Source organism: Shewanella sp. Isolate11 (assembly GCF_022398315.1).
GTDB lineage: Bacteria > Pseudomonadota > Gammaproteobacteria > Enterobacterales > Shewanellaceae > Shewanella.
Genome location: NZ_JAKEVF010000002.1, coordinates 803,521 through 822,145, shown reverse-complemented (window position 1 = coordinate 822,145; position 18,625 = coordinate 803,521). Strand labels below are relative to the sequence as shown.

The following is an 18,625-nucleotide window of genomic DNA, read 5'->3' as shown; positions in this document are numbered from 1 at the left end:
CCGAAAACGATATAAACCTTAGTTGCTAATCACTTTGACAGTATTTTATTCAGTTGCCAAGTCTATTTTTTGAATAAACATAGGTTGAATGGTGTTTTTGCTGTTGTTTTTATTGTTATTGGTGGGGTTGTAATGGTTAATATCTATTTTTTGCATTGCTTTATTAATGGATCTTTAATTTTGTGTGCTATATGAGGCCAATGATTTAATAATCCTAAATCTATTTGCTGCTTTTTATCAAACAGGAAAATAGGGTGATTTTTTGAGATGGAACAACTCAGTTCAACTTGGGAAATACCAATAAAAAAGGCTTCATTAAGAAGCCTTTTAAACTTAAAACTCAATAGTCATTGCTATTTAACTGCCGTTTTTGCTGGACGTAAGCTGTGGAACTCAGTACCTGGATAATAGCCTGGCCAATCATTGCTATTGGCAAGAACTTTAGCGGCTTGGAAGTACACGCCTAAGTCTTCAAGCGCGCCTGATAGATCCCAATCAGCACGATATTCATCGCAGACATTGTGGTAACAGCCTTTGAATTTTTCTTTCATATCAGCTTTATATTTTGCGGTTGCTTCATCAACCGGTTGGCTGCCGCCACCGGCAAATACCGCTGGAACACCAAATTTAGCAAAGCTGAAATGATCTGAGCGGAAAAAACCACCAGATTCAGGTCGTGATTCGGCGACCACTGCACGGTTTTGTGCTTTTACGGCATTGGCAAGGTAGTTTTCTAGCTCTGACTTACCTTTACCGACAACAGTATAATCTGATGTACGACCATAGATATTAGTGCTATCTAAATTAAATACCGCTACGGTTTTATCCAATGGATAGATTGGGTTTGCTGCGTAATAGCGTGAACCCAATAAACCTTGTTCTTCACCTGTTGTGGCAACGAAAGTGATAGAGCGTTTTAATGGCGAGCCATTCTTAGCTTGCAGCGCAAATTGGCGAGCAATCTCTAAGATGCCTGCGGTGCCTGAAGCGTTATCTAGTGCGCCATTATAGATTTGATCGCCTTCTCTAGAGGGGTCTATGCCGATATGATCCCAGTGTGCAGTGAAGAGAATGTGTTCATCGTTGGCACTTGTACCGGGTAAGGTGGCTACCACATTGTAGCTATTGGCATATTCAGCCTTATTGGCAAAGGCGATATTGGCCTCTTGCTCAAGAGCGACATGAACTGGGCTACTGGCAGCTCGATCGGTTAAGGTCGCTAAAGATAAGCCGGCTTTTTCAAATAGTGCATTGGCTTTGTCTTTAGTGATCCAACCTTCAACTTGTACGCGACTATCTTGAGTCTTTTTGTCGAGCACTAAGTCTTGTTGAGCTCCCGTCCAGCTATTTTCGACCACTGACCAAGGGTAAGCGGCTGGTTTGGTATCATGAATAATGATCGCTCCGAGAGCACCTTGACGACTGGCTTCTTCATACTTGTATGTCCAGCGACCATAATAGGTCATGGCTTTACCATCGAATTTACCTGAATCTGGCAGGGCAAAGCCGGGATCATTGACTAAGATCACCGCGATTTTGCCTTTCATGTCGACACCTTGGTAATCATTCCAGCTGTATTCTGGCGCATTGATACCGTAGCCGACGAAAACCAGCGGAGCGTTTTTGATATCAACTTGCTTGGTGTCATGACGGCTACCCATGACGATATCTTTACGATATGTCATTGGAATGCCACCCAGACTAATTTGTTGCTGCTCGCTGGCAGTGTAGCTCACCATAGGTACTGCTTGTAAATAACTGCCGCCATTGGCGCCTTCAAGCCCTGCTGCAGCAAAGGCTTTGCTGAGGTAATCTAGGGTCAGGGTTTCGCCATGTGTGGTAGGAGCACGTCCTTCAAACTTATCTGATGACAAAGTTTGAATATCTTGACGAAAGCGAGCTTCATTAAATTCTGGTGCGGTGAGACTCGATTGTGGTGCTGTAGAGTATTGACTGCATGCGCTGAGAACCGTTAGCGCACATGCGGATACAAGTAATCGCATGGAAAATCCTATGTCGGTTATTTATTGTTATTTTGTTCGATAAATTAACAGGTTAAAAATCGTCATTTATCTTCAACGAGTTATCATGAATAAGGCCGCAAACTTAATCAAGCTTACGGCCTTATTAAAATGTTACGCTTTATTACTAGATTGTTAACCGTCTAAATAACGTCGATGCTTCCGGCACAGTCGAAGATATGATTGGGTCTAAAGGGTTCTTTATCGATATCGTTCAGCTGGCTTACCCCACTGGTGACCAGAATGGTTTCAAGGCCCGCCTGAAAACCTGCCAGAATATCGGTTCGCATATTGTCGCCGATTATCACGGTGTTTTCTGAGTGTCCGTTGATGTGGTTCAGTGCGCTACGGATGATCCAAGAGCTAGGCTTACCAACGTAAAAGGGCTTACGACCTGAAATTCGCTCGATTGGTGCGCATAACGCCCCACAAGCAGGGCTGTGAGCTGGGCCATGAGAGTCGGGGTTTGTTGCGATGAAGCGGGCACCTGCGGCAACAAACTGGGCGGCTTTATGGATCATATCCCAGTTATAGGAGCGAGTTTCACCCACGATGACAAAATCTGGATTGATGTCGGTTATCGTGAAGCCTGCTTTATAAAGCTCATGGGTGAGGGCACCTTCACCAATGACAAAGGCTTTATCACCCTTTTGATGCTTGAGAAAATCAGCTGTCGCCATAGCAGAGGTGTAAAAACACTCTTCTGGTACTTTGATTCCCGCAGCGCCGAGTCGATTTTGTAAATCTTTACCCGTTTGAACTGGATAGTTAGTGAGGATCACTAACGGATTACCTTGTTCAAGGATACGATGAATAAAAGCGTCGGAGCCGGGGATTAACTTATTGTCATGCAGTAGAACACCATCAATATCACAAATTACATTCTTCATATTGAGTCTCATATAGCTAACAGAACTTATACCGCTTGGTATTACCTACATTCATATAAAACTAATTGTGTTTTAAAAACAATGCTATTCGGTTAAATATTTGAGTTGCAGTCACTTAAAATAAAAAAGAGACCTTAAGGTCTCTTTTTTAACTATCACAATAAGCGATTAATCTGCGGCGTATCCCATGATATCCAGTGGCTTATCATCAAGATAAGCTATGCCATCAGTCATGCGTAGTCGACCTTGGCTAAACCATTTAACGACTAACGGATAGATAGCATGTTCTTGTTCATGAACACGCTCGGCTAATAGTGTCGCGTCATCTTCAGGATAGACAGGCACTTTAGCTTGTAAAATCACCGGACCGGCATCAAGCTCTGGTGTGACAAAGTGTACCGAGGCACCATGCTCGCTGTCACCTGCATCAATGGCACGTTGATGAGTATGCAACCCAGTATATTTGGGTAGCAATGAAGGATGAATATTAAGCATTCGTCCTTGATATTGCTCGACAAACTCATCGGTTAATATCCGCATAAAGCCAGCTAGCACGATAAGATCGGGTTGATATTTTTCGATAGCGACTTGTAGGCGAGCATCGTATTCGGCGCGAACTTCACCTTGGTGGGCTATAACGCAACTGGTATCAATTTCACTATGATGAGCGCGTACCAGACCATAAGCGTCGGGCTTATTGCTTATCACCCCAACGACTTCGGCTTGCAGGTTATCATCACAGCCATCGATAATGGCTTGCAGATTGCCGCCATTACCTGAAATTAATACAACAATGCGACAGCACTTTGGCATTAGATGATCTCCACTTGCTCTTCGTCGCCATCGCGTGCAGCGATGTTACCGATAAGCCAAGCGTTTTCACCTTCAGCTTTAAGTAGAGCTAACGCGCTTTCAACTTTATCTTGAGGTAGCGCGATGATCATACCTACACCACAGTTAAAGGTACGGTACATCTCAAATTCAGCTATGTTGCCGTTTTCCATTAACCAGTTAAATACGGTTGGCCACTGCCAAGAATCACCTTGAACAACGGCTTTAGCCGTTTCAGGTAGTACGCGTGGGATGTTTTCCCAGAATCCACCACCTGTGATGTGTGCCATAGCATGAACATCACTTTGCTCAAGCAATTTAAGTAGTGGCTTCACATAAATTTTAGTGGGTTCGAGTAGGTGGTCGATTAGTGGCTTGCCTTCAAGATCCTGCTGCGGATCGGCTTGGCTCACTTCAAGCACTTTACGGATAAGTGAATAACCATTTGAGTGAGGACCACTTGAACCTAATGCAATAAGCGCATCACCAGCAACTACTTTGCTGCCGTCTAACACGTCTTCTTTCTCAACTACGCCGACACAAAAACCGGCAAGATCGTAATCTTCACCTTCATACATGCCAGGCATTTCAGCCGTTTCGCCACCGATCAATGCACAACCAGACTGAGCACAGCCTTCTGCAATACCGTTGACAACTGATGTTGCAGTTTCAACATCTAGCTTGCCTGTTGCATAGTAATCGAGGAAGAACAGAGGCTCTGCGCCGGCAACGATGAGATCGTTAACGCACATAGCAACTAGGTCTACACCGACACTGTCGTGTTTTTTATAGTCGATAGCCAGTCTAAGCTTGGTGCCAACACCGTCGGTGCCAGAAACAAGAACTGGATGTTTGTACTTAGTTGGTAGCTCACAAAGGGCACCAAAGCCACCTAGGTTACCCATAACTTCTGGGCGGTGGGTACGTTTTACTGCAGATTTGATATTGTCTACAAGCGCATTACCTGCGTCGATATCAACACCTGCGTCTTTATAGCTTAGCTGGGTAGGAGTGCTCACGGAGGATCCTCTCGGGTACATCGTTATTGGATTTTATGCGGCGCTATTCTATCAGCTTGTGACAGCCCTCGAAAGTAATGTTTTGGAATATTCAGATGGACTTAGCTCACGATTTGCCGTATCCGTAAAACTTTATGTTTTCGATATTAAACTAATCAACTAAAATCCTAGCAATTTGCTAAAAAAATACTGCAAGAGTATCAGGAGAAAACGATGAAAGTAGTTGAAGTTAAGCATCCTTTAGTACGACATAAAATTGGATTAATGCGTGAAGGTGATATTAGTACTAAGCGTTTTCGTGAATTAGCCGCAGAAGTGGGTAGCTTGCTGACTTATGAAGCGACCGCAGACTTCGCAACTGAGAAAGTGACCATTGAAGGCTGGAATGGCCCTGTAGAAGTAGAACAAATTAAAGGTAAAAAAGTCACAGTCGTCCCGATTCTACGTGCCGGTCTTGGCATGATGGACGGTGTGTTAGAGCACATACCTAGTGCACGTATCTCTGTTGTGGGGATTTATCGCGACGAAGAAACCTTAGAGCCTGTGCCATATTTTGAAAAATTAGCCAGCAACATGGAAGAGCGTATTGCACTTGTTGTAGACCCTATGTTGGCAACCGGTGGTTCGATGATTTCTACTATCGACTTACTTAAAGAGCGTGGTTGTACCGCAATCAAGGCGTTAGTGCTTGTCGCTGCCCCAGAAGGATTACAAGCGCTGGAAAAAGCCCATCCAGATATCGAGCTGTACACGGCATCTGTGGATGACTGCCTGAACGAACAAGGTTATATCTTGCCTGGTTTAGGGGATGCCGGTGATAAGATTTTCGGTACTAAATAAGTTGATTTAGCACATTAAAAAGGAGCCTAAAGGCTCCTTTTTAATGTCTTGTATTCGCCAATAAATAGCTTGTTATGGCTATAACACCATGGCTGCTATCCAGCCAAACACCAGAAGTGGGATATTGTAGTGAATAAAGGTGGGGATCACGCTATCACGAATATGGTCGTGCTGCCCATCAGCATTTAAACCCGCAGTGGGACCTAAAGTTGAATCCGATGCCGGAGAACCCGCATCACCCAGTGCCGCCGCGGTACCCACAAGTGCAATGGTGGCCGGGATCGAAAAGCCAAAACTGATGGCCAAGGGGACATAGATAGTCGCAATGATGGGGATGGTTGAAAATGAAGAGCCAATTCCCATGGTGATTAACAGTCCAACCAGTAACATTAAGAAAGCGGCTAAGGCTTGATTATCGCCAATCATATCTGACAGCGATGAGACTAAGCTGCCTACATCGCCAGTTTCTTTAACCACCGCCGCAAATCCTGCCGCAGCAATCATAATAAAACCAATAGAAGCCATCATACGAACTCCTTGGTTAAAGATATCTTGGTCGGCCACATGCTTAAGTGCACCTGAAAAACTGAAAATAATGAAACCAACTAAGGCACCGAAAATCATCGAATCTGTATAAAGTTGCACCACCAAGGTCGAGACAATCGCAATCAGTGCGATACTGATGTTTCTTGGGTTGAGCTTCTCTTCAGGCTCGGCGGCTAAAATCTGCTCTTCTTTATAGTCGCGTGGTTTGCGATAACTGAAGAAGACGGCGACCAATAAACCAAAAATCATTCCCATTGCGGGGATAAGCATTGCTGGGGCAACTTGTTCTCGTACTGCATGCAGGTTATTGCTGTTTAAGTTAGCCAACAAAATATCGTTTAAGAAAATACCACCAAAACCAATAGGCAAAATCATGTAAGTGGTGACAAGACCAAAGGTCAGTACACAGGTCACTAAGCGGCGATCCATTCGCAGTTTTGACATTACATGTAGTAGTGGTGGGATCAAAATCGGGATAAAGGCGATATGGATCGGCAAAATGTTTTGCGATGAAATAGCCATCGCTAAAATTGCCAATAATAATAACCAGCGAACGCGTTTGATGTTGCTGCTAGTTTGCTTTTGTCCTAATTGAGAAATGACTTTTCGAGAAATGAGCGTGGTTAGCCCCGAATGAGATAAGGCAACAGCAAAAGCTCCTAAAAGGGCGTAGCTGAGGGCTATTTGAGCTCCGCCGCCTAAACCTGTGTTAAAAGCGTCTATCGTCTGTTGGAGGTCTAATCCACCAATGAGTCCCGCTATAAGCGCACTGATCGTAAGCGCAATAACCACATTGACCCGTGCAAAACTCAAACCTAGCATCAGGCAAACAGCAATAACGACTGCATTCATATTGATTTTCTCAACTTAGTTACCAATTGATTAATCATTATTTTTGACTGCAAAACCTTGGTTTGTCCAGCTTATCTGAATTTAATCTTAAAAAGGTGAAATATACGCCAATATTCTAGTGTTAAGCTTGCGATGAAATATTTTTTAGTGTTTGAACAGTTATTGGGCAACTAGAAGCATAATGGCTAAAAAAAGTGACAAAGGTCGCAAATTACTTGTGTCCCGCTGATGACTGCTTATAATGCTTTTTAGTTCAAAATTAAAAGCTTTTTCAATCCATAGATGGAGATATAAAATGAGCGTATTAGTAGGCCGTCCGGCTCCTGACTTTACTGCAGCAGCGGTTCTTGGTAATGGCGAAATCGTTGATAGCTTTAACCTAAGCGAAGCGATTAAAGGTAAGCCAGCTGTAGTATTCTTCTACCCACTAGATTTTACTTTCGTATGTCCATCAGAGCTGATTGCATTCGATCACCGCATGGAAGAGTTCAAGAAGCGTGGTGTTGAAGTTATCGGTGTTTCTATCGATTCTCAGTTTACTCACAATGCATGGCGTAACACTCCAGTAGACAAAGGTGGTATCGGCCAAGTTCAATACACCCTAGTTGCTGACGTTAAGCATGAAATCTGTAAAGCATACGATGTTGAACATCCAGAAGCTGGTGTTGCTTTCCGTGGTTCTTTCCTTATCGACAAAGAAGGTCAAGTTCGTCACCAAGTGGTTAACGATCTACCACTAGGCCGTAACGTTGACGAAATGATCCGTATGGTTGATGCACTTCAATTCCACGAAGAGCACGGTGATGTTTGCCCAGCTGGCTGGGAAAAAGGTGACAAAGGTATGGACGCAAGCCCAGAAGGTGTTGCTTCTTACCTAACTGACAACGCAGACGCGCTTTAATCTAACAATTTTACGCTTCTGAAAAAAAGCTGCGCCAGTGCGCAGCTTTTTTATGGGGCATTTAAGCTAAAAGCTTAATCTTGTTCAGTGGTTTCACCGTCAGCTTGGGCCTCATCATTAAGCATGGGCCAGCCGCCTAATGACTTCCAACGATTAACGATGTAACAAAACAACTCTGCGGTACGCTCAGTATCATAAAGCGCCGAATGTGCTTCCTTATTATCGAAATCGATGCCTGCAATACGACATGCTTTTGCTAATACGGTATGGCCGACAGCTAAACCGGAAAGCGCGGCGGTATCGAAAGTGGCAAAAGGATGGAATGGAGTACGTTTGAGGGCATTTCGTTCAATCGCTTTGGTGACAAAACCATGATCGAATGCCGCATTGTGTGCCACGATAATACTGCGATGACACCCTGATGCCTTTTGACGTTTTTTAACTTCTTTAAAAATTTCTAAAAAGGCTTCTTTTTCGGAGACTGCACCGCGAAGTGGGTTGCTGGGATCTATGCCATTAAAGGCTAAAGCTTCAGGTTCAAGATTTGCGCCTTCGAATGGTTCGATATGGTAATGCAGAGTTTTGTCGAGCAGCAGCTCGCCTTGTTCATCCATTTTTAACATGGTGACGGCAATTTCAAGCAACGCATCGGTTTGGGCATTAAAGCCTGCTGTTTCTACATCAATAACCACAGGGAAGTAGCCCCTAAATCTGTGGTTAAGCTTGTTCGCGTCGCAAATATCACTCATCAAAAAATTCCCAAAATTAGCCAGTGGCTATTATGAGGTATCAGGCATTGGCTTGTCATGTTTGATTGACCAATATATAGGCTAAAGGATCAGTAAATGAGGCCGATAGGGTTAAGTAACCTATTTTAAGAGAGTGGTTGTCTATGCAGATAAGAGTGATTTTGGCGATAACATTATGGTTGAGCTTAGGGATGTTGAAGACAGCCCACGGCGAATTACGCCATTATGTGGCCTCACTCGAGCAATCTCAGTGGCGCTTGAGCGATAACACTCCGATCAGCTGTAAGCTTGAACATGATATTCCATCTTATGGTAAAGCGATATTTGCCAGTAGTGCAGGCAAAGAACATCAGCTTAATTTTAGTTTAGACATGTGGGTTAAACCCGATGAGGTCACTGACGCTAAGCTAATCAGCTTAGCGCCAGCCTGGCGACCAGGGATTAGCGCCAAACCTATCACTAAACTAACTTACCAAAAGTATTTTAGCGGTGAGGTACCCAAAAAAGCAGCTTGGTCGATGCTCAATGAGTTAGAGCGAGGCATGCAGCCGACTTTTTATTATGCCGATTGGTATAACCGTGCAGACAAAGTGGCAGTAGGGTTATCAGCGGTTAACTTTAAGCGCAAGTATGCTGACTTTAAGTCATGTTTAGCCAACCTATTACCTTATAGTTTCGAAGATATTGCCTTTACTGTGCTTACCTATGAGTTTGGTGGTGCCGAGTTGACCCGATATTCAAAGGCCCAAATTGCCAAGGTTCAAGAGTATCTTTCTTATGATCCGGATGTTGAGCTGGTATTAGTTGACGCCTATACCGATAGTTATGGCGGCCGTTCGATTAATGACAAAGTGTCTCAAGAGCGGGCTAAATCAGTTAAAAACCTGTTTGTGTCGGCAGGGATCCCTCAAGAGCGTATTCACACCATGGGACATGGTGAGCGCCGTCATGTTGCCTCAAATGGAACCATTGATGAGCGCAGTAGAAATCGCCGGGTTGTTATTAGATTAAGTAAGCCTCTTTAAGCTTCCATTCTTAAGCCAGCATTTGCTGGCTTTTTTACGTCTGTTGTTTCTCTGTCCATAATTCAGCTTAATTAAAGTAAAAAAAAAGCCCACTTAAATTCTTAAGTGGGCCGCAAATAATTAATTGCAATCAACAAATTGAAGGAAGGAAGTCTAGCATAAGAACCAGGGATAAACTCACGTGCTAGGCACACAAGTTTGGAGTTCTTGTTTTCAAATCTACGTGGAGTAGACACTTCCTGAAAACAAGATGAATTATAGATTGAGTATTACGGCCCAACAAACGAGAAAAATTGCCGGTTTAGATTAGTTATTCTAATGCTTGGGTAGGTGGTTTTTTTGACTGAATTCATTGATTACGACAATTACCGAGGAATTAGTCAAACTAATTGCATAAATCCATATTTTACTGAATTTATCTATGTTGGTTTTTTATTAACATTTTTAAACAAAAAGAGTTTTAAGGAATGTTTCTCTGCCATTGCGCAGTTTTTATTTGCTTGTATAGTACGTTATTTCGAGCCTTGGCTCACAGTTTGCTCCTAAATCATAACTCGATATCCAGGATGGCTATAGATGGTTCTAAAAAAGATAATAACTAAGCAGCATTTATTGATTGCAGGACTCGGGCTAGCACTCGTTGGCTGCCAGAATAATCCGTCTCAAGAAGAAGTGACACAAACCACTCCAGTAGGCGTAGTAGAAACAATTCATGGTGTTGAGGTGGCCGATCCTTACCGCTACCTTGAAGAAGACAGCGAAGCGACTAACGCTTGGGTTAAACAGCAGCAACAAGCAGGACAAGCATACCTCGCCAGTATTGAAAATAAGCAGGCGATTGTCGATCGTATTACTCAATTGTGGAATTACGAAAAAGTGACTGCACCGACAGAGCGTGGTGACAATACATTTTTCTATCGTAATGATGGTCTACAAGCGCAATCGGTGCTTTATGTAAAAGATAAGGCCGGAAAAGAGAAAGTCGCTTTAGACCCAAATCAGTTTTCTAGCGACGGTACCGTTGCGCTAAATGGCGTGTCGTTCAGTGGTGATGGTAAAACCATTGCTTACGGTGTGTCTAAATCGGGCTCCGATTGGCAGCAGTGGCAATTTGTCGATGTGGCAACAGGCAAGAAACTTAGCGATGAGCTTAATTGGATTAAATTTTCTAGTGCACAGTGGAGTCATGATAACCAAGGTGTTTACTACTCACGTTATGATGCACCGGAAGGCGGAAACCTGCTTGCCGATGTTAACTTCAATCAAAAAGTGTATTTTCATAAATTAGGCACAGCCCAAGCGGATGATGTTTTAGTCTATGAACGTCCACAAAACAAAGATTGGGGCTTTTTTGCTAGCGTATCAGAAGCAGGGGATTATTTACTGATCTCGATTTCGAAGGGAACCGATAGCCGTAACCGCTTCTTCTATAAGTCGTTGACTGAGCAAAACGCCCCTGTGGTTGAGTTGATTATCGATCTTGAAGCCGAATATAGCTTCCTTGGTAACGATAAGTCAGTGTTCTATTTCAAAACCGATTTAGACGCACTGAATGGCAAGGTGATTGCGATTGATATTAATCACCCTGACAAAGCACACTGGAAAACCATTATCCCTGAGTCGCAAGACCCTATCGCTAGCGTTGCCATTATTAACGATCACCTTGTCGTGAGTTATCTCCATGATGTGTTAGGCCAACTGTCAATTTTCAGTATGGAAGGGGTTAAGCGTCTAGATGTGGATATGCCTGGTAAAGGTAAAATTGCTGGCCCTTACGGTAAACGCAGCAAAGACTACTTCTACTACACCTTCAACAGTTATGTTCAGCCACAAACGACTTACAAGTTTGATTTCAAAACCGGTAAGTCAACGGTCTATGATCAGCCAAAAGTGTCATTCAGCCCTGATGATTATGTGTCTGAACAAGTGTTTTATCACAGCAAAGACGGTACTCGTGTACCTATGATGATCTCCTATAAAAAAGGAGTGAAGCTTGATGGTAATAATCCAACCTTGCTTTATGCCTATGGTGGTTTCTCAATTTCATTAACACCTCGTTTCAGTCCAGCTAATATCGCTTGGATGGATATGGGCGGCATCTATGCGGTGCCAAACTTACGTGGTGGTGCTGAATATGGTGAAAGCTGGCATCAAGCGGGGATGTTCGATAAGAAGCAAAATGTATTTGACGATTACTATGCTGCGGCGCAGTACCTTATCGACAATAACTACACGAACACTAGTAAGTTAGGTGCTTACGGTCGTAGTAATGGTGGCTTATTGATGGGCGCGGCGTTAACTCAACGTCCTGACCTTTTTGCTGCTGTGTTACCCGCTGTAGGGGTGTTGGATATGCTTCGATTCCACAAGTTCACCATTGGTTGGGCTTGGACTAGTGAATATGGCAGCGCCGATGTAGCTGAGCAATTTCCGGCATTATTAGCTTATTCGCCGTATCACAATATCAAACAACGTGATTATCCGGCGACTATGGTGATGACGGCCGATCATGATGATCGCGTGGTGCCTCTGCATAGCTTTAAGTTTGGTGCCTTATTACAAGACAGACAAACGGGTGATGCACCTGTCATTATGCGTATTGAGTCAAAAGCCGGTCACGGTGCAGGCAAACCCACTTCGATGAAGATTGATGAGTTTGCCGACATCTATAGCTTCCTATGGCATAGCTTTGGTTTAACAGTGCCAGCCAAAATAGGCGGCTAATTTAAATCAACCATAAAAGGGAAGTGATAACTTCCCTTTTTTATTAACGAAATTTTATGAAGTTAGTGAAAACTGTTCAGCTTTGATCCATTCACAATTGCTTGCGCTCTAGGTATAGTAGGGCTCGTGTTTATCTTATGTTTGGTGATAAGGATCTATGTTTCGTTGGCCTATTTCCGTCTATTACGAAGATACTGATGCTGGTGGGGTGGTTTACCATTCCAATTATCTCAACTTTTTTGAACGTGCTCGAACCGAGTGGCTCAAAAGTATGGGGGTTAAACAGACTCAGTTGTTGGCCGATGATATCGCCTTCGTTGTAAAAAAAGCCGAATTAGATTTTAAAGTGGCGGCTCGATTCGAGCAGAACCTTTTTGTTCAATCGGCTGTCATAGAAATGAAGAAAGCCTCACTGGTTTTTCATCAGCAACTGGTTGATGACGCTGGTTTGGTTTACTGCGAAGGACAGATCCTTGTTGCATGTGTTGCCTTGTCACGTATGAGACCAAGGGCCATTCCCCAAAATATTGCTCAGGAGTTTAAGAGTGGAAGCTGATATCTCTTTCATCGGTCTGTTTTTGCAGGCTAGTTTATTGGTTAAGTTTGTTATGCTGACCTTGTTAGCATTATCGGTTGTCTCTTGGGCGGTGATTATTCAACGTAAACGCTTATTGAGCAGTGCCAGTGAACGTTCGATTAAGTTTGAAGATAAGTTTTGGTCTGGTGTCGATTTGAATAAACTCTACAAAGAGTTATCCGCGAGACAAGAAAGTAATACAGGTCTTGAAACCCTGTTCTATTCTGGTTTTAAAGAGTATGCCCGCCTCAGTAATCTCAGTGGTAAAGTGCCTAGTGCTGTGATGGATGGTAGTTATCGTGCCATGCGTGTTTCCCTGTCTCGTGAGATGGAAAAATTAGAAACTAACCTGCCACTGCTGGCGACGATTGGTTCAACGAGTCCCTATATTGGTTTGTTCGGCACAGTATGGGGGATTATGAACTCCTTTATCGCCTTAGGTGCCGTAGAAAATGCCACTCTTGCTATGGTTGCCCCTGGTATTGCAGAAGCCTTGATTGCTACCGCTATGGGTCTATTTGCCGCAATCCCAGCCGTTATCGCTTATAACCGCTTCTCAACGCAGGTTGATAAAATTGAGATGTCTTACGCCAACTTTATGGAAGAGTTTTCAAGCATCCTACATCGTCAAGCATACAGCGAAAAGGAAACGGTTTAATGCATCAAGGTTATCAACGTAAACGGCGTCGTCCGGTTGCTGAGATCAACGTTGTTCCCTATATCGACGTGATGTTGGTGCTATTGATCATCTTTATGGTGACCGCACCGATTGTGACTCAAGGCGTGAAAGTCGATTTACCTCAAGGGGAAGCGGAAACCTTGCCAGCCGATAGTAAGCCGCCCGTGGTGGCATCGATTGATGCCGATGGTGATTATTATCTCGATGTGGGTAGCAGTAGCTCGAAAGAGGTTTTAGATCTAGAAGAGGTAGCCATTCGAGTAGGCGCCATTATTCAGCTGGAACCAGAACGTCCGGTAGTGGTTAAAGCCGACAGAAACATTCCTTATGAAAAAGTGATCCAACTGATGGTGAGTCTGCAAAGGGCGGGTGTGCCTTCTGTCGGCTTGATGACAGATTCGCCAGAGGAGTAGTGGGTGGCAATTAAATCAGATTTTAAAATTCCGCTGATAGTGTCAGCAAGTATTCATGTTGGTGTGATTATTATTGTCGCCATGGGCGTCGATTTTGAAGACAAGCCTAAAGAGATGCCTCAGGCCAGTGCGCCAGCGGTTCAAGCAGTAGTGATTGATCAACAAAAAGTGAATCAGCACGTCGAAAAGCTGAAAGCGGAAAAACGCGAAGCCGAGCGTAAAGAGAAGGCACGTCAAGATGAGCTTGAACGTAAGGCGCGTGAAGCCAAACAGGCTCGTGAGCGTGAGCAAGCACAAATTAAAAAGCTTGAACAAGAACGTAAGCAGAAAGAGATAGAAACTCAAAATGCGGCTCAGGCTGCCAAAGCGGCCAAGCTCAAAGAGCAGCAAGAAAAAGAGAAAGCAGCCAAGGCTGAAGCGCAGCGTAAGCAGAAAGAAGCTGAGCAAAAAGCTGCCGAAGAGGCCGCAGCGAAAGCTGAAGCTAAACGTAAACAGGAAGAAGCCGCAGCGAAGAAAGCCGCGGAAGAGCGCAAACGTAAAGCCGAGGCAGAAGCAAAACGTAAGGCTGAAGAACAGGCGCGCCTCGAACAAGAGCGTATGATGCAAGAAGCTTTAGCGGCTGAGCAAGCCGCTTTATCACAGACTCGTAATAAGCAGGTGATGAGTGAGGTGCAGCGTTATACCTCAATGATCCGAGCGACGATTCAGCGTAATCTAGTGGTCGATGAGTCGATGCGTGGTAAGAGTTGTCGTATCTTTATTCGTTTAGCAAAAGATGGTTTTGTCACCGGCAATGAAATTATTTCAGGCGATCCGGTAGTCTGTCGTGCAACTAAGGCGGCCATTAATAAAGCGGGACGCTTGCCGGTATCCCAAGAAGCTGACGTTTATAACAAGTTAAAAGAAATTAATTTAACGGTTCAACCGCAATTTAATTAAAGGAGTTCCATGAAAGCACTGGGAAAATGGCTCATTTTAGGGCTGATGTTTTGTACTGTTCCTGCTAAGGCGGCATTGGATATAGTGATCACCGAGGGTGTTGATGCCGCTCGTCCTATTGCGGTCGTACCTTTTGTTTGGCAAGGCAATACGCCTATGCCACAGCAAATCTCCGATGTAGTCATGTCTGATTTAGCTCGAAGCGGCACTTTTAAGCCTATCGATGAGTTGGGTTTGCCTCAACGTAATTTGGGGGCTGTTGCTAATTTCAATGTCAAAGCCTGGTCTGGTGTTGCGGCAGAAGCGGTCGTGATGGGCACTGTTAAGCCTTATGGTCCGGATCAGTACCTAGTAAATTTTGAACTGGTTGATTTGGTGAAGGCACAGATGCAATCCGGCGGTCCGAGCAGTGTGTCTGACTATTTGCTCGACAGCCGTGAAACCGTGATCAGTGCAGCGCAGTTTAGACAGTATGGTCATCGCATCAGTGATATTGTTTATGAAAAGCTTACCGGTATTCGTGGCGCTTTCTTGACGCGTATTGCCTACGTTGTTGTTGATCATAAAGATAAATCTCCTTATAAACTAATGATTGCCGATTATGATGGCTATAACGAGCAGATGCTATTACGCTCACCTGAACCATTGATGTCGCCAGCCTGGTCTCCTGATGGTCGCCGTTTAGCATACGTGAGTTTTGAGAACAAGAAGGCAGAGGTGTTCGTACAGGATATTTACACTCAGTCACGCACTAAAGTGACCAGTTTTTCTGGTATTAACGGGGCACCTTCGTTCTCGCCTGATGGTAAAAAGTTAGCTCTGACTCTCTCTAAAGATGGCCAACCAGATGTCTACGTGGTGGATATTGCCACTAAAGCATTGAAACGTGTGACTAATCATTATGCAATTGACACTGAGGCTTCTTGGACACCAGATGGAAAGTCACTAATTTTCACCTCAGAGCGTGGTGGCCGCCCACAGTTATACGAAGTGACTTTAGCTTCGGGTAAAGTGACTCGTTTGACCTTTGAGGGTGAGTGGAACTTAGGTGGCTCAATTTCAGCTGATGGTCGTAGCTTAGTGTTTGTTAATCGCACTAACGGTAAATTCAATATTGCTCGAATGGATTTAGAAACGCGCTTTATGCAAGTACTGACCAGCACTCGTTTAGATGAGTCACCCAGTATTGCACCAAACGGAACTATGGTTATCTACGGTACAACTTACCAAGGAAAACAAGTATTAGCGGCCGTTTCAATGGATGGACGGTTTAAGGCAAGGTTGCCAGTGGGTCAAGGGGAAGTGAAGTCTCCTGCTTGGTCACCTTTTTTATAATTAATTATCACATCAAAGAAGATTAAGGATTTTAAAATGGATCTTAATAAGCTGTTTAAAGCTATCGCTGTAGCACTTCCAATAATGGCGCTGAGCGCATGTAGCTCAACATCTGATTCAGAAACCGATGCAAGCGGTTCTGTGAGTGGTACTGAAAGTGGTCAAGTGACTTCAGGTGGTGTTGAAACCGGTGGTGTTGCACCTATGCTGACACCTGAAGAACAGCAGCGTCTTAAGTTTGAAGAGTTACGTAAAGAGCACATTATTTATTTTGATTTTGACCGTAGTTCAATCTCTTCTGATTTCTCTGAAGTGTTGAATGCTCATGGTGAATATTTGCTTGAACATCCAAATGTACGTGTGATGATTGAAGGCCATGCCGATGAGCGTGGCACACCTGAATATAATATTGCCTTAGGTGAACGTCGTGCTAAAGCGGTTGCTAAATATTTGCAAAGCATGGGCGTATCTCCAAGCCAAATGAGCATTGTCAGCTATGGTGAAGAAAAGCCACTAGACTTTTCTCGTACCGATGATGGCTTTGCTAAGAACCGTCGCGCCGTATTAGTTTACTAAAAATTGAGTTAGATAAGGTTACTTATGAAAACTGCCGTTCTCACCGCGGCAATGCTAATGAGTGTTGGAGTAGCAATTGCTGCTCCTGCACCTGTTGAAGATATTGCTGGTGGTTCACCTGATGATCGTATTACTCGACTGGAGCGTATGATCAAAGCTAAGCAAGCTGCAGAGTTTGAGATGCAACAGAGATTAGATACCTTGCAACAAGAGGTATTAGATCTCCGTGGTATGACGGAGCAGCAAAACTATCAGATTAATCAAATGTTGCAACGTCAACGTCAGCTGTATGAAGACATTGCTAATTTGAGTAGTGCTAAGAGTACGCCAGTAGCTTCTACTCCCGCTGCTTCTCAAGTAACCACATCTTCCTCTTTAGGTGAAACGGCCAGCTATGAAAGAGCCGTTAATTTAGTACTGAAAGAGCGTAAATACGACGAAGCGATCCCCGCCTTTAGAGGCTTTATTAAGCAATACCCTGATTCGACTTATGCTGCCAATGCCAATTATTGGCTAGGGCAGTTATTGTTTAATAAAGGTGAGTTTGAAGAGTCTAATCAAGCGTTTAGTTCGGTAGTAAATCAATATAAAGATTCAAATAAGCGTGCTGATAGCTTGGTTAAGCTAGGAATGATTGCTCAAAAACGTAATGATGCCGCTACGGCAAAACGTTTTTATCAGCAAGCTATCAATGAATATGGAAATAGCGCGGCCGCTAGACTGGCTAAACAGCAGATGGTTGGTTTGTGATCTGTATTTTGCGAAAAAACATACTCTTAGTCTGTTTTTCATGCAAACGGTAAAAAATGGGAAATTTACACTTGCATGAGAAGATGAAAAAGGTATTATAGGCGCCCTCAAAGCAGTGTAGATGTTTTGAGGGCGAATTTCTCAGGAATAAGCCTTGAGATGGGTCATTAGCTCAGTCGCTATTTTTAGAGAAAGGGCAGTTGGCTTTTAACCAATGATGAAGGTTAATTTACATCAACATCGATAAATGGGTCGTTAGCTCAGTCGGTAGAGCAGTTGGCTTTTAACCAATTGGTCGAAGGTTCGAATCCTTCACGACCCACCACTTTTCTGACAGTGGCAAAACATTCAGAGCATCCTAGATGGGTCGTTAGCTCAGTCGGTAGAGCAGTTGGCTTTTAACCAATTGGTCGAAGGTTCGAATCCTTCACGACCCACCACTTATTTTTAAGTGGTCAAATATAGGACGGAGATTAAGTTAGCTTAGTCGCTGCTTGTTAAAAAAGAGGCAGTTGGCTTTACTCTTAACTCCACATTGGTCGAAGGGTTGAATACTTCACGACCCACCACTTTTCTGACAGTGGCAAAACATTCAGAGCATCCTAGATGGGTCGTTAGCTCAGTCGGTAGAGCAGTTGGCTTTTAACCAATTGGTCGAAGGTTCGAATCCTTCACGACCCACCACTTATTTTTAAGTGGTCAAATAGGACGGAGATGAAGTTAGCTTAGTCGCTGCTTGTTAAAAAAGAGGCAGTTGGCTTTACTCTTAACTCCACATTGGTCGAAGGTTTGAATACTTCACGACYCACCACTTTTCTGACAGTGGCAAAACATTCAGAGCATCCTAGATGGGTCGTTAGCTCAGTCGGTAGAGCAGTTGGCTTTTAACCAATTGGTCGAAGGTTCGAATCCTTCACGACCCACCACTTATTTTTAAGTGGTCAAATAGGACGGAGAT

The 18,625-nt window shown here is 43.8% G+C and carries 17 protein-coding genes and 4 tRNA genes; 15 read left to right on the top strand and 6 right to left on the bottom strand.

Annotated features, from left to right (window positions below; all coding sequences use genetic code 11):
* Window positions 1-353: 353 nt before the first annotated feature.
* The 4 genes from L1D21_RS08855 to purM all read right to left on the bottom strand — a co-directional run bounded on the left by L1D21_RS08855 (window position 354) and on the right by purM (window position 4,761).
* A complete protein-coding gene (locus L1D21_RS08855) occupies window positions 354-2,003 on the bottom strand; it encodes a M28 family metallopeptidase (protein WP_239844866.1) in 1,650 nt (549 codons plus the stop codon).
* 161 nt (window positions 2,004-2,164) lie between these two features.
* Entirely contained in the window at window positions 2,165-2,911 is a 747-nt protein-coding gene (locus L1D21_RS08850; RefSeq protein ID WP_239844865.1) for an HAD-IIA family hydrolase, read from the bottom strand.
* Between the two features lie 168 nt (window positions 2,912-3,079).
* Window positions 3,080-3,724: a phosphoribosylglycinamide formyltransferase gene (gene purN, locus L1D21_RS08845; protein ID WP_239844864.1), complete on the bottom strand. Its 645-nt coding sequence runs from the start codon at window positions 3,722-3,724 to the stop codon at window positions 3,080-3,082.
* Complete coding sequence (purM, locus tag L1D21_RS08840) at window positions 3,724-4,761, bottom strand: phosphoribosylformylglycinamidine cyclo-ligase (RefSeq protein ID WP_239844863.1); 1,038 nt, start codon at window positions 4,759-4,761, stop codon at window positions 3,724-3,726. Before purM ends, purN begins: the two co-directional genes overlap by 1 nt.
* A gap of 213 nt (window positions 4,762-4,974) precedes the next feature.
* Here purM and upp point away from each other — a divergent pair, with 213 nt between their 5' ends.
* The gene (gene upp / locus L1D21_RS08835; RefSeq protein ID WP_239844862.1) at window positions 4,975-5,601 is read left to right on the top strand and encodes a uracil phosphoribosyltransferase; all 627 of its coding nucleotides are present in this window, start codon (window positions 4,975-4,977) and stop codon (window positions 5,599-5,601) included.
* Between the two features lie 78 nt (window positions 5,602-5,679).
* On the opposite strand, the gene L1D21_RS08830 is transcribed toward upp, so the two are convergent.
* Complete coding sequence (locus L1D21_RS08830; RefSeq protein WP_239844861.1) at window positions 5,680-6,999, bottom strand: Na+/H+ antiporter family protein; 1,320 nt, start codon at window positions 6,997-6,999, stop codon at window positions 5,680-5,682.
* Window positions 7,000-7,294: 295 nt separating this feature from the next.
* On the opposite strand from L1D21_RS08830, the gene L1D21_RS08825 reads away from it, so the two are divergent.
* Window positions 7,295-7,900 (top strand): peroxiredoxin C, encoded by a 606-nt coding sequence (locus L1D21_RS08825; protein ID WP_239844860.1) that lies wholly within the window; start codon window positions 7,295-7,297, stop codon window positions 7,898-7,900.
* Window positions 7,901-7,974: 74 nt separating this feature from the next.
* Here L1D21_RS08825 and rnt read toward each other — a convergent pair whose 3' ends face one another.
* A complete protein-coding gene (gene rnt, locus L1D21_RS08820) occupies window positions 7,975-8,649 on the bottom strand; it encodes a ribonuclease T (protein ID WP_239844859.1) in 675 nt (224 codons plus the stop codon).
* Between the two features lie 143 nt (window positions 8,650-8,792).
* On the opposite strand from rnt, the gene L1D21_RS08815 reads away from it, so the two are divergent.
* The 13 genes from L1D21_RS08815 to L1D21_RS08755 all read left to right on the top strand — a co-directional run bounded on the left by L1D21_RS08815 (window position 8,793) and on the right by L1D21_RS08755 (window position 18,593).
* Entirely contained in the window at window positions 8,793-9,674 is an 882-nt protein-coding gene (locus L1D21_RS08815) for an OmpA family protein (protein ID WP_239844858.1), read from the top strand.
* A gap of 576 nt (window positions 9,675-10,250) precedes the next feature.
* The gene (locus L1D21_RS08810; RefSeq protein WP_239844857.1) at window positions 10,251-12,398 is read left to right on the top strand and encodes a prolyl oligopeptidase family serine peptidase; all 2,148 of its coding nucleotides are present in this window, start codon (window positions 10,251-10,253) and stop codon (window positions 12,396-12,398) included.
* Window positions 12,399-12,555: 157 nt separating this feature from the next.
* Complete coding sequence (ybgC, locus tag L1D21_RS08805) at window positions 12,556-12,954, top strand: tol-pal system-associated acyl-CoA thioesterase (protein ID WP_239844856.1); 399 nt, start codon at window positions 12,556-12,558, stop codon at window positions 12,952-12,954.
* Complete coding sequence (tolQ, locus tag L1D21_RS08800; protein WP_239844855.1) at window positions 12,944-13,633, top strand: protein TolQ; 690 nt, start codon at window positions 12,944-12,946, stop codon at window positions 13,631-13,633. The genes ybgC and tolQ overlap by 11 nt, the downstream gene beginning before the upstream one ends.
* Window positions 13,633-14,067, top strand: a complete 435-nt coding sequence (gene tolR, locus L1D21_RS08795; protein WP_239844854.1) for a protein TolR — start codon at window positions 13,633-13,635, stop codon at window positions 14,065-14,067. The genes tolQ and tolR overlap by 1 nt, the downstream gene beginning before the upstream one ends.
* A gap of 3 nt (window positions 14,068-14,070) precedes the next feature.
* Window positions 14,071-15,006: a cell envelope integrity protein TolA gene (gene tolA, locus L1D21_RS08790; protein ID WP_239844853.1), complete on the top strand. Its 936-nt coding sequence runs from the start codon at window positions 14,071-14,073 to the stop codon at window positions 15,004-15,006.
* Between the two features lie 9 nt (window positions 15,007-15,015).
* Window positions 15,016-16,341: a Tol-Pal system beta propeller repeat protein TolB gene (gene tolB, locus L1D21_RS08785; protein ID WP_239844852.1), complete on the top strand. Its 1,326-nt coding sequence runs from the start codon at window positions 15,016-15,018 to the stop codon at window positions 16,339-16,341.
* Between the two features lie 36 nt (window positions 16,342-16,377).
* On the top strand, window positions 16,378-16,917 hold the full coding sequence (pal, locus tag L1D21_RS08780; protein ID WP_239844851.1) for a peptidoglycan-associated lipoprotein Pal: 540 nt from the start codon (window positions 16,378-16,380) through the stop codon (window positions 16,915-16,917).
* 24 nt (window positions 16,918-16,941) lie between these two features.
* Window positions 16,942-17,667: a tol-pal system protein YbgF gene (ybgF, locus tag L1D21_RS08775; protein ID WP_239844850.1), complete on the top strand. Its 726-nt coding sequence runs from the start codon at window positions 16,942-16,944 to the stop codon at window positions 17,665-17,667.
* A 249-nt stretch (window positions 17,668-17,916) separates the two neighbouring features.
* A tRNA-Lys gene (locus tag L1D21_RS08770) sits at window positions 17,917-17,992 on the top strand.
* Between the two features lie 39 nt (window positions 17,993-18,031).
* A tRNA-Lys gene (locus L1D21_RS08765) sits at window positions 18,032-18,107 on the top strand.
* A gap of 168 nt (window positions 18,108-18,275) precedes the next feature.
* A tRNA-Lys gene (locus tag L1D21_RS08760) sits at window positions 18,276-18,351 on the top strand.
* 166 nt (window positions 18,352-18,517) lie between these two features.
* A tRNA-Lys gene (locus L1D21_RS08755) sits at window positions 18,518-18,593 on the top strand.
* Window positions 18,594-18,625: the final 32 nt, after the last annotated feature.